The organism is Streptomyces sp. NPDC088254, assembly GCF_044740925.1.
Taxonomy (GTDB): Bacteria; Actinomycetota; Actinomycetes; order Streptomycetales; family Streptomycetaceae; genus Streptomyces.
This window is the reverse complement of record NZ_JBIURQ010000006.1, coordinates 31,234-45,411: the sequence shown is the minus strand read 5'-3', so window position 1 is coordinate 45,411 and position 14,178 is coordinate 31,234. Positions and strand designations below refer to the sequence as shown.

11 protein-coding genes and 1 pseudogene are annotated in these 14,178 nt (G+C 66.4%); 8 read left to right on the top strand and 4 right to left on the bottom strand.

Translation table 11 applies throughout. The annotated features are described in order from the left end of the window. Entirely contained in the window at window positions 1-912 is a 912-nt protein-coding gene (locus ACIOC0_RS18430; protein ID WP_266552270.1) for a helix-turn-helix transcriptional regulator, read from the bottom strand. Window positions 913-1,113: 201 nt separating this feature from the next. On the opposite strand from ACIOC0_RS18430, the gene ACIOC0_RS18425 reads away from it, so the two are divergent. The 5 genes from ACIOC0_RS18425 to ACIOC0_RS18405 are packed head-to-tail and all read left to right on the top strand — an operon-like array spanning window position 1,114 to window position 5,972. Further along, window positions 1,114-2,607: a hypothetical protein gene (locus ACIOC0_RS18425; protein WP_399882461.1), complete on the top strand. Its 1,494-nt coding sequence runs from the start codon at window positions 1,114-1,116 to the stop codon at window positions 2,605-2,607. Window positions 2,608-2,651: 44 nt separating this feature from the next. Continuing rightward, a complete protein-coding gene (locus ACIOC0_RS18420) occupies window positions 2,652-3,650 on the top strand; it encodes an asparaginase (RefSeq protein ID WP_402156025.1) in 999 nt (332 codons plus the stop codon). A gap of 29 nt (window positions 3,651-3,679) precedes the next feature. After that, window positions 3,680-4,165, top strand: coding sequence for a PPC domain-containing DNA-binding protein (locus ACIOC0_RS18415; protein ID WP_266552278.1), 486 nt, complete (start codon window positions 3,680-3,682; stop codon window positions 4,163-4,165). A 47-nt stretch (window positions 4,166-4,212) separates the two neighbouring features. Further along, window positions 4,213-5,415 carry a hypothetical protein gene (locus ACIOC0_RS18410; RefSeq protein ID WP_402156024.1) on the top strand — a complete coding sequence of 401 codons (1,203 nt, stop codon included), beginning with the start codon at window positions 4,213-4,215 and terminating at the stop codon, window positions 5,413-5,415. Continuing rightward, on the top strand, window positions 5,412-5,972 hold the full coding sequence (locus tag ACIOC0_RS18405) for an NUDIX hydrolase (RefSeq protein ID WP_266552284.1): 561 nt from the start codon (window positions 5,412-5,414) through the stop codon (window positions 5,970-5,972). Before ACIOC0_RS18410 ends, ACIOC0_RS18405 begins: the two co-directional genes overlap by 4 nt. A 312-nt stretch (window positions 5,973-6,284) precedes the next feature. Here the strand turns inward: ACIOC0_RS18405 and ACIOC0_RS18400 are convergent, their stop codons facing one another. Both ACIOC0_RS18400 and ACIOC0_RS18395 read right to left on the bottom strand, forming a co-directional pair. Then, complete coding sequence (locus ACIOC0_RS18400; RefSeq protein WP_402156023.1) at window positions 6,285-6,764, bottom strand: hypothetical protein; 480 nt, start codon at window positions 6,762-6,764, stop codon at window positions 6,285-6,287. 149 nt (window positions 6,765-6,913) lie between these two features. After that, on the bottom strand, window positions 6,914-8,638 hold the full coding sequence (locus tag ACIOC0_RS18395) for an IS1634 family transposase (protein WP_402156022.1): 1,725 nt from the start codon (window positions 8,636-8,638) through the stop codon (window positions 6,914-6,916). Window positions 8,639-8,977: 339 nt separating this feature from the next. On the opposite strand from ACIOC0_RS18395, the gene ACIOC0_RS18390 reads away from it, so the two are divergent. Then, window positions 8,978-9,952, top strand: a complete 975-nt coding sequence (locus ACIOC0_RS18390) for a hypothetical protein (RefSeq protein ID WP_402156021.1) — start codon at window positions 8,978-8,980, stop codon at window positions 9,950-9,952. 850 nt (window positions 9,953-10,802) lie between these two features. On the opposite strand, the pseudogene ACIOC0_RS18385 reads toward ACIOC0_RS18390, so the two are convergent. Continuing rightward, a pseudogene (locus ACIOC0_RS18385) lies at window positions 10,803-11,225 on the bottom strand (DUF6245 family protein); the annotation flags it as partial. Between the two features lie 237 nt (window positions 11,226-11,462). On the opposite strand from ACIOC0_RS18385, the gene ACIOC0_RS18380 reads away from it, so the two are divergent. Both ACIOC0_RS18380 and ACIOC0_RS18375 read left to right on the top strand, forming a co-directional pair. Continuing rightward, entirely contained in the window at window positions 11,463-12,977 is a 1,515-nt protein-coding gene (locus tag ACIOC0_RS18380) for an N-6 DNA methylase (protein WP_402156019.1), read from the top strand. Then, window positions 12,970-14,178: a restriction endonuclease subunit S gene (locus ACIOC0_RS18375; RefSeq protein WP_402156018.1), complete on the top strand. Its 1,209-nt coding sequence runs from the start codon at window positions 12,970-12,972 to the stop codon at window positions 14,176-14,178. The genes ACIOC0_RS18380 and ACIOC0_RS18375 overlap by 8 nt, the downstream gene beginning before the upstream one ends.

Below are 14,178 nucleotides of genomic sequence, written 5' to 3'. Positions count from 1 at the left end.
CTACAACTCCTTCATCATTTTCTTGAGGCGCACGCGGGTCTCCTCTGGCTCCAGCGCTTGGTTCCAGAGGTCGGTGAACACCGCGGCGTAGCGGTCCGTGTACAGCTCCTCGTCGATATACCCCGAGCTGACCATGTTCTCGAGCCATACGACGGACCGCGCAGGCCCGGGGAAATCCATCAGTACGAATCCGCCCGCGACGCCGGGGTGGACACCGATGGTGTCCGCACCGGGCAGGATCCTGATCGTGCATCTGGGCTGCTCGGATTCGTCGACCAGCCGTTCCAGCTGCTCCTCCAGGACAGCCTTGTCCATGAGGGTGCGACGCAGACAGTCCTCGTCGATCAGGGCCTGGAAGTCGCTGAGTGCACTGCCGGCGTTTCGCCTCTGGCGGTCCATGCGGATGTCGACGAGTGCCTTCACGTCGGCCGGGCGCAGATCGGGACGCATGCGCCCGATGACGTGAAGCGCGTATTGCCGGGTCTGAAGACGGCCGGGGACGATCCGCGGCTGGTACGTGCGAAACAGGGTCGCCTTCTGCTCCAGGGCGAGGAACCCCTCGAAGTTCATCGGCCCGAGGACTCCGGCATTCCGTCGCCAAAGAGCCGGCCGCGGACGGGTGGACGGGCTGTCGGAGCTCAGCAGCGCAAGGATCTCGTCCCGCTCGGCGGGCTCCGCTCCGATGCAACCAAGGATCGCCTGCGCCAGGGCTGCCTCCTGGGCGAAGCGCTTGCGCTGGCCGTGCTCGATGCGGCTCAGCTGACTGGGCCCCAGTCTGCGCGGCGGTTCGTGTTCCAGGAGCAGCGCGGAGACCTTGGCCAGCGTCAAGCCATGACGCTCGCGCAACTCCTCGATGCGCGCGCCTACTTCACGGAGCGTCAGTGACGACGGTGCCTCGTTACCGGGCGACATGCCGGTTAGTGTGCCTTCTCGCCGGGCTCCCGACAACAAATCTCTTCAGCAATTTGCTCACTCATGTTGCTAACTCCCGGTCGACAGGCGCATCCTAGCGAGGGTCACGATGCGTACGAGATCCGTCGCGGCTTGTGGCATGTGCCGCTGGCTGTGCCGGTCTCAGCTCGTCCCCCGCCTTCGTCCGAGGAGGGCCGCACCATGGGCCGCCCCACGTTGTTCCACGTTGAGCTGAAGCGACGTGGCTGGGACAGCTGGGAAGAGTTCTGCATCCACTTCACGGCTGGCGGGCGGGCTTTGGCGGAGCTTACGGGCCAGCGTCGCCTTGCCACCGCAAGCGTCGGACGCACCACGTTCGAACGCTGGGCGCAGCCCACCTATTGTGGTCGGCCGCGGTCAGAAGCGGCGCAAATCCTGGAACACATCTTCGGTCACTCCACCGACGAACTGTTCAGCCCGGCCCGTACACCTGCCGAGCTTCGCCAGCCGACCACCGAAGCGGCGGCGGTGATTGACGACCGCTGGCCCTCCACATCGCGCCTCATCGTGCCGGCTACCGGAGCCGCGGGGATGTGGGAGCTCACCGGCCGGGACTCCCTGGCCGGTACAGCCGCCGCTGTACAGGTCATGACCGCCGTACACGAGGAGGACGGCGACGAGGTACGCGTCCTCGACTCCGACGAAGGCCTGAAACAGTTCTTACGGCCCGCTGCCCGCCGCGGCTTCCTCCTCGGCGTGGCAGAGCATGCCGAGGACTACGGGTTGTACGTACTTGACGCCGCATCGGCAAGACGGGCCCAAGCTGTCGCCACGGCCCGCAGCAATCCCGTTTCCATCCCCAAGGCGTACCTCCTCGACGACCTCACCTACGGAATCCTCTGGTCCCTCACACAACTGGACGATGGTCTCCTCGCCGACGACCAGGCCCTCGACGCCGAGAGCCATAACCTGGACACCTACCTCGCGCTCCCGCGCTCTGCCCCCAACCGCCAGCTGCTGGAACTGACCTCTGCGGGGTCCAGCTGGTGGGGGTCAGCATTCTGCGCCCACTACATCGAGCGGGAACTCCAAAGCGCCGGAGAGATTCCCGCATTTTGGACGCGCGAACAACGCGGCGCCGAGGCAGCACCGTGGGTGATCTTTTCCCACAAGATCGACTATCTGCGGCGCATGGGCCGCTTCGTCGACGGCGGCCAGACGACCTCCCGTGTCTTCTGCGTCCCTGAGGCTGCCGTCGCCCGCACCGAGCGCTACGAACGCATCCTGCTGCTGCTCGCCATTGCCCTCATGGAACGCCACGGCATCCGCGTCCGACTCGTAACAAACCCCGCGTACGCCGACATGGACGGTGTCGCATTCATCCCTGGCCAGAAGGCCGTCGTCGCCAACTGGGTGCGTACCGGAGAGGCGTTGTGGGCCGCCAGCACCACCAGCAGCCGCGGGGATCTTCGCTCGTATCGCACCGCCTTCGGCGATGCCGAGGAGATCAACATCCTCATCAGCCCCGACCCGAAGGGGCGCCTGGAAGAGCTCGCTCGCTACTTGGACATCGACTGGGGGTGGATCACCACACGATGCCGAGAAGTGGCCGAGCACGGTGTCGCCGGCCTCGTCCGGACGCGGAGCCGTCTGCTGACGAGCGACGGCCTCGACGATGCCCTGTCGTTCCTCGGCACCTTCGCCCCCAGAATCTGAAACGATTTACGCTCTCCCGCCTCCGCGACCCTGAAAGGGCTCCTGTGCCAGCCTCCTCCAGCACGAACGACACCGTCGAAGTGATCACTCTCGGCGGGACCGTTGCCATGACACGCAGCTCCCAGGCGGGGGGCGCGACGCCGAGCCTAACCGGAGCCGACCTGGTCGACGCCGTTCCTGACCTGCGCAGTGCTTCGCGGATCACTGTGGAGGACTTCCGACAGCTCCCAGGCGCCTCACTGACTCCGGTAGACATCGTTGCCCTGGTGGAGCACATCGCAAAGGCCGAGGCAGAGGGCATCCGAGGCGTGGTGGTAACACAGGGCACCGACACGATCGAGGAGAGCGCCTTCCTGGCAGACCTGTACTACCGAGGGGACATCCCCGTGGTCTTCACCGGCGCCATGCGCCATGCGAGCCTCCCGGGCGCCGACGGGCCAGCCAACATCCTCGCCGCAGTACAAACTGCCGCCTCAACAGAGGCACGCGGCCTCGGAGTCCTGGTTGTCTTCGGCGATGAGATCCACGCCGCGCGGCACGTGCGCAAGATGCACACGACCAGCATCACCGCGTTCGCGTCTCCGAACGCCGGGCCCATCGGCCACGTTGTGGAGGGCACCCCTCGCATCCACAACCGCGGACAGCGCACCCCGTCCGTTCCTTGGCCCGGCGGCCCGCAGCCCCGTGTCGAGGTGGTCACCGCCGCACTCGGAAGCGACGGCGCTCTCCTTGACACACTCAAGGACACAGTCCAGGGCCTCGTGATCGCCGCCTTCGGTGTAGGCCACGTCCCGGCCTCCTGGTGTGACAGGCTCGAAGCGCTCGCCGATACGATTCCGGTGGTCCTTGCTTCCCGGATCGGCACCGGTTCCGTGCTCACGAGCACCTACGGGTTTGCTGGATCGGAAAGCGACCTGCTCGCAAGGGGACTGATCGGCGCCGGCACTCTCGACCCCTTCAAGGCCCGGCTGCTGCTCAGCGCCCATCTTGGTGCGAATAGCTCCCGTGCTGAGATCGAAGCCGCCTTCGCCGCCTGCCGGTGACCCACGACCGCACCCTCGGAGATTCCGTCATGCGCTCCACTGAGCTCACCGTCCGCCGCCAGATCATGGTCGTCCTCGAGCACGGAGAGGACTTCTACTCCGGCCTGGCCGAAGCGTGCGCCAAGCACGACATTCGGTCTGGCTACATCCCCTCCTTCGTCGGGGGCTTCCGCACTGCGCGACTCGTCGGGGACTGCAAGCCCCTCGAGAACCCGGACGCTCCTCTGTGGGAAGAGGTCGAGGTAGAACATCTGGAGGCTCTCGGTGGTGGCACGCTCGCCTGGGACGCCGAAGAGGGCCAGCTGGCGCCACACATCCATGTCGCAGCAGGCATCAAGGACGCCTCCGCCGACGGGCGCGTCTCCCACCTTCTCGGTGCCACCGTCCAGTTCATCTGCGAGATCCCCGTGGTGGAAGTGATCGGAGCTGCGGATGGGCCGGCACTGACCCGAAGCCGGGACCCACACCTGTTCGGTGGGGAAGTACCCATCCTCGGCTTCGGCTCTCACAACTAGCGGCGACGGCGGCGACAGCCATGCGCCGAGCCACTCGATTTCGCCAGGTGGTTCACCAACGACGCCTGCATCTCTTCGAGTCGTTCTGCTCCCACTTTGTGCGCGCCGCCCATGAAGTGGCCCAACTGGACGAGAACCCTCGTCTCGCGACGGCGATGGTCTCGCGGAGCGCCTGGGACCGCTGGATGGACGGAGACATCCAGGGCACTCCGCGGGCCGACACCTGCAGAGTCCTGGAGCACCTCCTGGGGGAACCCGCAGAGGTCCTGTTCGGCCCGCCGCGCCCCGCTCCACCACGCGAGGAGCAGGAAAAGGCGCTGTCGCCTCACCTCGACGCGATGGCGTCCTTCCGACTCGCCGACCGCCAACTCGGCGGCGGCCACGTCTACAACTCGCTTCTGCTCTACCTCCGCACCGAAGTCACCACCAGCCTCATCGGTCTCGGCGCAGTCCAAGGCGCAGAGGCGTTCCGCGACGCGGCAGTGCTGACGGAGATGGCCGGCTGGATGGCACACGACTCGGGGCGCGACACCGTTGCCCAGGGACACTTCCTCAGTGCTCTGCGTTTCGGCCAAGCAGCCGGCGACCCGTCTGTCGCCGCCAATGTGGAAGCCGGCATGAGCCACCTGGCCCTCCAAAGAGGCCACGCCGACCAAGCGGTCGAACTTGCACGCAGTGGGCTGGACCGGCTCCGCGCCGCCGAGCCTGTGCCGGTTCTGGCAGCCCGACTCCACGCCATGAAGGCCCGGGCGCTCGCGCGCGGCGGCTACGCCAAGCAGGCACAGCAGTGCTTGGAATCGGCACGCGAGGAACTAGCCGCTGCCGACACGGCGCTAGTGCCGGACTGGGTGGCCCCCTTCGACGCCGCGGCACTCGCGAGCGAAGCCGCATCCATCCTGCTCGACCTACGAATCCTTCCGGCGGCCACCGACGAGGCGAACCGCGCCCTCAAGCTCCGCGACGCGAGCCGGGCCCGTAGCCGTAGCCTCGGTCAGATCACGCTCGCCCAGTCACTGATCGCGCAAGACCAGGTGGACGCGGCCTGTGCCGTCACCCACGACCTACTGGAAACCTGCCAGTCGCTGGGGTCCATCCGCATCAGTCGGGACCTTGCGGATCTTCGGACCGCACTCGAGCCATACGCCAGCTCCAGACAGGTCAAAGAAGTCCTTGACCATATGACCGTCGTGGCCCGGCACCGTAGATTGCTGCTGGCCAGCCTCACCGTCACGGAAGGGTCCCAGGTGTGAGCAACGCACCTCAACCGGGAGATCCCGGTCGTGATGTGTACCTCGCTGAGGGCAACGCCAAGCAGGCCCGGAAACGCGTGGTCGCGGACGCCCTGATCCGAAACGACCAAGGACACGTGCTCCTAGTCGACCCGGCCTACAAGGAAGGGTGGGATCTGCCTGGCGGCATGGCTGAGGCCAACGAGGAACCTCTCGACACTGTCGCGAGGGAGCTCCGCGAGGAACTCGGGCTCGGAGCCGACTGCGTCCAGATGCGCGGCCTGCTCTGCGTGGACTGGGTGGGTCCTCACGGCCCGTGGGATGACCTCCTCGCTTTCGTCTTCGACGGCGGTGTCCTACCGAATGACCGAGTCGAGAAGCTGTCTATCAAGGACGACGAGCTCAATGGCTTCCGGTTTTTCGCGCCCGAGGAAGCGCTCCGCCTCCTCCCCAAACGGCAACGCGCACGAGCGACCCAAGCACTCATTGCCCTCGGCGACGGAATCCCCCGGTACCTCCGAGACGGCGTCCCCGCATGGAACTCCTCAGAGACGCCGACTGGTTGGCAACGCACTTGAGCCGGATGAACAGAGGAGTTCCTGGGATGCCGCGGAAATCGAAAGGGATGCTTCGGCCGCTCCACGGAACGATCGTGAGAGGTGTCCCATTGCTCCCGCCAAATTCGATCTCGCGCTCCCGGCAAGAGGCGCCCTCCACCTTCCAGGGATTCCCGGAGGTGTAATGCCGGGGACGAGCCAGATGGCGAGCTCGGGAATTTCTTCTGCTTTGCGTTCTAAGGCGTACGAAGTGTGCCCTCCGGGGGTCGACACCTTTGACCCAGCTCTCACTCTCCCGACGGTGCAGCACGAGAGCGGTCCGGCGAGCGGCGGTCACTCCCGAATGTCGCCGGGAGCCACGTCGTCCCGCAGCCTCAGGTATCGCACCGGGTGGCGGTGTCGGCCCAGGTCAAGCGCTGTATCGGCGTCGACTTCGGCGACGTGCTCGGGCACCACGGGCTGGAAGACCAGCAGCTCCTTCGTTCCCCAGCCCGCCGAGAACTCCCGGCCCCACCAGGGGTGCTCGGCTCCCGCCGGTCGCAGTACCGCACCCAGTTCGATCGCCGCCGTGCGAGACAGCGGCGTGGAGCGGGCGACCAGCCGGAGACGGCCGGTCGCGTCGAGCCGGCCGAGCAGGAGGCCGCGGGGGGCCTGCGCGGTGCCGGTGACCGCACCGATGATGCCTTCCGCGGCTCCGCCCAGCGCCGGTGCACCGCAAACCGTCCCGCGGCGGCGATCCGGGCCGCGGGCCGGACTGATCAATAGTGCACAGGTGGTGGTCGCGGCGTTTGCCTGGTCATAGGGCGATCGCATGCGAGGTACCACCAGTCATTTGCGCTATCCACGCGTCCTGCGTTCCGCGTAATTCAGCGGCCTAGAGTCGCGAATCTGGGGGCTGACCTGCGCGGACATGGGTGAGGGCGCCTGAGAGGCGTTTCTCTAGGCGCTGGTGTTCGTGCTGGTCAGCGGGGTGTAGGTTCGAGCGTGATGATCTGCTTCGGTGTGGGGATGCCGAGCTTGGCCAGGAGGTCAGTCTGGGGCTTGGTGAGGGTGGTGACCTGCCGGAAGAGGCCGGTGGGGCCGGTGAAGGTGCCGAGGTGGAGACGGTCGAGCTCGCGGCGGACGGACTGCCAGGTCGCGTCGGTGGTGGTCTCGATGATGCGGATCAGCAGCAGGGCGAGCCAGCAGAGGACGACGTGGGCCCGTATGCGTTCCTCGAGCCGGTGGTAGACAGGCCGCAGGTCGATGATCTGCTTCATGTCCCGCCAGCCCCGCTCGACTTCGAGAAGTTGCTTGTAGCCGAGCGCTATGTCCTCCGCGGACAGGTCCGGGTCGGAGCATCGCAGCAGGTACTTGCCGTCGAGGTTCTCCTCGGCCTTGATCTTTGCGTGGTCGACGCGGAGCTTGCCGGCCGGCGTGGTGCGGAGGTAGCGGTTGAGGCCGGGCCGGTCGGCGATCTTCCCTCGGAGCTCGCCGCGCTTGAACTCGCTGAGTCGGTCGGTGTCCTCGATCAGGGTGGTGAGCTGGGCGACGAGCTGCTCGCGTATGTGCTGGTCGCGGGTGGCGGCTTCGGGGTTGTGGCAGATCACGAACCGTTCGGTCTCCGAGATCTTCACCTCCTTGACCCGCATGTTCCCGGTGATCTCGCCGTAGCGGCCCTGTCGGGACAGGGCGGCCTTCACCTCCGGGCTGCCGGAGCGGAGTTTCTCGCCGACGATGTAGGCGTTCTCGCCCTGGCGGAGGTAGCGGCGGTTGCGTTCGCTGGAGAATCCCCGGTCGGTGACCCACACGATCTTGCTCAGGGTCCAGTCCCGCATGTCGTCCTTGACCTGCCGGATCAGCTTCTGGTCACCGGTGTTGCCAGGCCAGGACCAGACGCGGACCGGGATCCCGTCCCGGGTGACGGCCATGCCGATCACGATCTGCGGCAGGTCGTCGCGGGAGTCCTTCGACTTCCCGAATGTGCGGAATCCTGCCGCCTGGTCCGCCGGCTCTTCGTCGTCCTCGGCGGGAGGGTGGTCGTCCGTCAGGATGCGGCCCTTGTCGTCGCGGGCGGCGGGCTCGTCGGGTTCCTCCAGTTCGAAGTAGGTGCTGGTGGTGTCGAAGAACAGCAGGTCGACCTCGAGGTTGAGGAGGTTCGCGACCTCGTCGAACACCCGCTTCTCCAGGTCGTCGGTGACTTCGTGGAGCCAGTCCATCGCCCGGTAGCAGGCGTCGTCGTCGGTGGCGGGAAGTCCGTCGACGTGGACGTCGTGAGTGATCCAGTCCGCGGCGGCCAGCTTCGACGACGGGGCCAGGGCCCGGTTCGCGACCAGGGAGAACAGCACCCGTTCGGTCACCGACATGTCGCGGCGCCGGCCCCGCTTGGGCTGCCCCACCTGCCCGACGATCTTGTCGATCTTCAGGCGCCGCCAGAGATGATCGAGAGCATAGGTGCCGCCGAACGGGACCGACGAGACGTACTCCAGGTCGCCCGCCGCGGTCGATGCCAGTGCCTCACCCGGCTCGAGCAGCCTCGATAGAGACGCGACCAGGCGTTTCACCGCGTCCCGGTCGAGGTCGTCCTCGCGGCCGAACGTGAACAGAACCCTCGGGACCGCCCGGCCCTTCACCGGATCCCACTCGTTGTGGGCCAGGTGCAGGTACCGGACCGTGCCGGACTTGTTCTCCCGCTTCGTCGTCTTCACGTACACGGCTCCAGACCTTACGGAGAATCTCCAGGCCAGCGCAGGTGAATCCGAAAAATCGCGTCTCTAGGCGAATCCGGTCGCGTCACCAGCTCCCACCTCGCTGACCTGTACCTTCAACCCGGCCCGGACTCCAGAACCCCTGAATTACGCGGAACGCAGGCGCGTCCACGCCCTTAAATGATCAGGTGATGGTCCGATCCGCCTGGGCCGCATTTGGCCTGGTCAGCCAGCGTTCCAGAGGTGCGTTCTAGAGCGCGAGCGCCAACGACGACAGGTCGTCCGCTCGACATGTGCCGGGCCTGGCCAGCCCCCGGAGCGCTCCCGGAGAATGGAGCCATGGAACGACTGATCGACTTTTCGCGCGACCGGCTGATGCTGTGCGGCGGCTGCGACCGTCGCCTCGTCGTCGATCTGGACTGGGTCGACCGGTGGGAGCAGGGCGGAGAGGAGTGCCCCGGCTGCGGCCTGACGTGCGAGCACGAGGACGCGCCCCGGGTGACGGTCGATCCCGACGACCCGGCGCTCGACGACGACCGGGTTGCGACCGTCTCCTGGTACCACACGAGCACGCAGCCGGACTGGCCGACGAGGGACTTCGATCCGGCCGCCGTCCTCACGCCCGAGACCCGCCTGATGATGGGCGGCGACGAGCATGTCGCCGCCTGGGCCGCGAACCAGCGGGCGAGGGCCCTCCACGTCGGCACGTACGAGGCCGCTGTACACAACATGCTGCGTCGGATCCGCGACCAGGCCGACCGGGGCAACCAGTTCTACCTGTACCGAGTCCATCTGAATCCGTCCGTCGTGGTTCGCGAGGGCTGGCTCATCGATCCCAGCGACTTCGTCGGCGACGTCGTCCTCGACGAGGTCTGCCCTCCAGGCGTCGACGTCGCCCGCTACCTCAACTACCACGAGGACCCCGGCGGGCTCTCCCTGGCGCTGGGGCGGGAAGCGATCGCCGGCGTTCAGCAGGTCCCAGTTCCGCTCCCGGATGCCTGGGACGCCGACTGGGTGAGAGAGGCCGTCGCGGCCCTCGAGACCGCTTCCGACGCCCCCGTCCCGGCGACCGGCAAGCTGGCCCGCTTCATGCGGCCGGCCTCGCCGCGAGCTGTTCTGGGCCGTGAGCTCGCGGCGGCGCTGGCTGGCCGTCTGCCGGTCAACCTCCGGGATCAGTTCAAGTCGACCGCAGCGTTCGCCGAGGGCGACGATCCAGCTCGGTGGGCGCGTCGGACCAGCGCCCTGCTCGACCTGATCGGGAATCCAACGCGCGTGCTGTCGGCGCTCGGCAAGGCTGAGCACCGACACGTCTGAGGACCCAGGCAGAGAAAATCCCCCATACCCCTCTACAACGAGCAGCACGCCCGGCATGCAGGTTTGCTCTCCCCGCGTGCCCCCCATCGCGCGCATGTGCAACATGCCCGCGCATCCACGCTGGCGGCGGCATCACTCACTGGCGAGTTCGCCATGGCGCAACCGCCCGGAGCGTACGGCGTGCGGTTCAGGAACGGGGCGGCAGGGTGGCGGCGTCGGTGCAGGAGAGGACCAGGTCGCTCATCTCGGTGACGGCCCCGTGGCACCGCACCGCACCGCGGGCGCGGGCCTTGCGAGGGCAGCCGGGTAGCTGGCCGCGGCGTAGTCATTGGCCAGCCGGTAGACGTGGAAGCCGCTCTCGCGCAAGGGTCCGAGGACGTCGTCGACGGCCTGGCCCTGCCTCCGGCGGAAGCGCCAGCCGGGCCCTTCCAGAAGAGGCGCAGCGAAGTGCGAACGGCGTCCTTGTGGTGTCCCGGTCGTGTCGCCTGGGAGACGCCACCCGGCATCCCTGTACAGGTGAGTCCTCCGAAGGCTCTGTGTGCGACGCCAGTGCGGCACTGTTGGAGCGCGCGCGAAACACCGTGAGGACGTGCGCAGAACTCCAAGAGGTACACCGGCATCAGTCGGCGTCTCATCGGTGTCCCCATCGAGTCTCGTTCGTGTACTGATGAGTCACCTCGGCACGCTTCCTTGGCCAGCCGGTTCCGCTCGTTCTCCTCACGCCGCTGGGCCTTCAGCGCCTTCCTCGCCGCGGCCTCCTCCATCTGCTTCGCACGCACCCGCTGCATGTTCCCGGGACTCGGCATCCCCGCCACCAGCGCCTCCTACAGGCCGACCGACTTGAGCATGTTCAGCAGGATGTCGGTGTTGCCGATCGCAGTCTCCAGCGCCTCTCCCGGGCCGCCTCCAGCTGTTCGGCCTGCGCGGCCAAGGTGTCCACGTCGCGCTGGGCGACGGCGTCCTGACTCGCGGCGATCACGCCGAGCAGCAGGTGCAGGCCACTCGCCGCGTGTGCGGCGGCCAGCGGGATCGGCCCGGTCGCATGGTGCTGGGCCATCAACGTGAGCGCCGTGCCGGCCCGCAGGACCTGCCAGCGGATGAACTCGACACGCTTGGCCGGGTCGTCCTGCCCGGCACCTGCGGCCTTCAGCTGTGCCTGCCACGCCGCGTGGTGGGCGTCGTCATCCAGGACGACACCGTCGGCGAGCGCCGCCTCGGTCTGCACCATGCCGAGCAGGGCGTTGACCAGCCGGACCCGGTTAGCGTCCTCTCCGCCGAGCCGGGCTGATCAATAGTGCACAGGTGGTGGTCGCGGCGTTTGCCTGGTCATAGGGCGATCGCATGCGAGGCGCAGAGATCCAGTCTCAGCGTGTCTGTGATCGTGCTCGGTTCGGAGCGTGGGTACTGGTCATCGTCTGCAGGTCGCTGCTGCCTGCCGTACCGGGCTCCCGAAATGTCAGTGCCCTCCGCCATAATCGGGGCACCGTCTTCTACGAAGGACCTCATCTCTGTGACGATCACTCAGCAAGAGCTCGAATCTCGGCTGTGGGACGCCGCGAACGCGCTCCGCGGCCCCGTCGACCCCGCTGACTTCAAGACCTACGTCTTCCCGATGCTGTTCTGGAAGTGGATCAGCGACACCTGGGTGCACGAGCACGACGCAGCGTTCGACGAGTACGGGGACGACCTCGACGACGAGATCGAGGCCGACTTCCACCGGTTCGAGCTGCCCGAGGGCACGCTGTGGAGCGAGGTCACCGAGAAGGTCACCAACCTCGGTGCGGAGATCGCGAAGACCTTCCAGCGGATCGAAATGGCCAACCCCCGCTCGCTCGCGGGCGTCTTCGGCGACGCCTCGTGGGGCAACCAGGAGCGCATCCCGGAGTCGGCGCTGCTGGGGCTCATCCGAGCATTCAACAAGATCAGGCTGGATCCGTCGACGGTCTCGCACGACCTGCTCGGTGCGGGCTACGAGTACTTGCTGAAGAACTTTGCCGACGAGTCAGGCAAGAAGGCCGGCGAGTTCTTCACGCCCCGTGAGGTCGTGAACCTGCTCGTCGGGATCCTCCAGCCTGAGCCCGGCGAGTCCGTCTACGACCCATCCTGCGGCTCCGGCGGGATGCTGGTCGCGACGATCAACCAGCTGCGCGAGTCCGGCAAGGACCACCGCACGCTCAGGGCGTACGGCCAGGAAATCAATCTGACGACGGCCTCGATCGCCCGGATGAACCTGTTCCTGCACGAGATCGAGGACTTTGACATCAAGCGCGGAGACACCCTCCGCGTTCCGGCGTTCAAGGCCCCCAGCGGTGCGGTTCGCCAGTTCGACGTCGTGATCGCTAACCCGCCCTTCTCGCTGGAGAATTGGGGAGCGGACCGCTGGTCCTCGGATCCGCGAGCCATCTACGGTGTGCCGCCGGCGAAGTACGGCGACTACGCCTTCGTCCAGCACATGGTCTCGTCGATGAAGCCTGGATCCGGTCGTGTCGGCGTGGTGATGCCCCACGGCGTGCTGTTCCGTCCAGGCGCGGAGGCGAAGATCCGCCGGGGCCTCATCGGGAAGGACGTTCTGGAAGCTGTCGTCGGGCTGCCGCCCAAGCTGTTTTACTCGACCCAAATCCCGGCATGCCTGTTGATCTTCCGCGATCAGAAGCCCGTCGAACGTAAGGAGCACGTCCTCTTCATCGACGGCTCGGCCCGGTTCGTCAAGGGCAAGAACCAGAACCGTATGTCCGAGGATGACGTCAGGGCTCTCACCGAGGCGTACCAGACAGGCAAAGACCCAGACGGTGAGGGTGGCGCGAACGTCCGGCTGGTGCCGTTCGAGGAGATCGAGCAGAACGGCTTCGACCTGAACATCGGCCGCTACATCAAGGTTGCGGCCGAGGAGACTGCCGATCTGGGTGCAGCGCTCGTCGCGTATGCCGATGCTCGCCAACACCGGATGGAGACCGAGGCTGCCATGTTCGAGCGGCTCGCAGCGGCAGGCGTCGACCTGAGCGTGTTCGGGGTGTCCGGTGAGTGAGTGGGAGCGGGTCCGGCTCGACGAGGTCATCGCGCTGGATGTCGACGCGGTCCCGGTCACGGCGACGGCCTCCTACGATATCGTCGGTGTCTTGAACCGCGGTCGGGGCCTGTTGTTCCGGGACCCGATCGCTGGCGATGAGACCTCGTACAAGACGCTGAATCGCATCCGGCCGAACCAGATCGTCTACAGCCGCTTGAAGGCATTCGAGGGAGCAATCACCGTTGCTCCGAACGATCTGGGCGAGGCCTACGCGTCGCAGGAGTTTCCGACGTTCACGTGCGGCGAGCGAATCCTTCCCGATTACTTCCGACTCCTTACGACCAAGAAACGGCTGTGGGAGCAACTGCAGGCGTTGTCGACCGGCATGGGCGGCAGGCGAGAACGGGTCAAACCCGCTGACTTCTTGACGATTGAGGTCGCTCTCCCGTCCCTGTCGGAGCAGCGCCGCATCGTCGACGTCATGGTTGCGGTGGACGCGCAGATCGCTGCGCTGACAGAGGAGATTGAGGCGGCGACGCGCACGTTGGGCGTACTCCGCGCAGATGTACCTGAGGCTGACGAGGTGCCCATCGCATCAGTAGTGGACGGCATCGACAGTGGTAAGAGCGTCCAGACAAAGGGCGAGGCGCCGGTGCAAGGTAAGGCGCGTGTCTTGAAGTTGAGTGCCGTGCAGCTCGGGCACTTCGACGCGAACGAAGCCAAGAGGCTCGATGATCACTCGGGGTACGCACAGGCTCACCTTGTGAACGATGGAGACCTGTTGATCACGCGGTCGAATACACCTGAGCGGGTTGGCTACGTTGCTGTCGCATTCGACGTGCCGCCGGATACCTACCTACCTGACCTCATCTGGCGGATCAGACCGGATGAATCACGGTGTCTCGCCACTTACCTGGGACATCTGCTCTCGGCTGCTGAGTTCAGGGCACGTATCGCTGCCTCGGCATCTGGCACAAGCAAGTCGATGCAGAAAATCAATAAGAAGAACTTCGGGGCTCTCAAGATCCCTGTCCCGGAGGCGATTACGGATCAGGAAGCATACGTAGCAAAGTGTGACGCGATGGCTGACGCTCTCCGCGTGGGCAATGCCGAACTCTCGCACCTCCGCGCGTTCCGCTCCGCGCTCCTCGCCTCCCTCCTCAACCAGGAAATCGAGATTCCCGAGTCCTACGACGCTCTGCTTGAGGAGGTGTCCTGA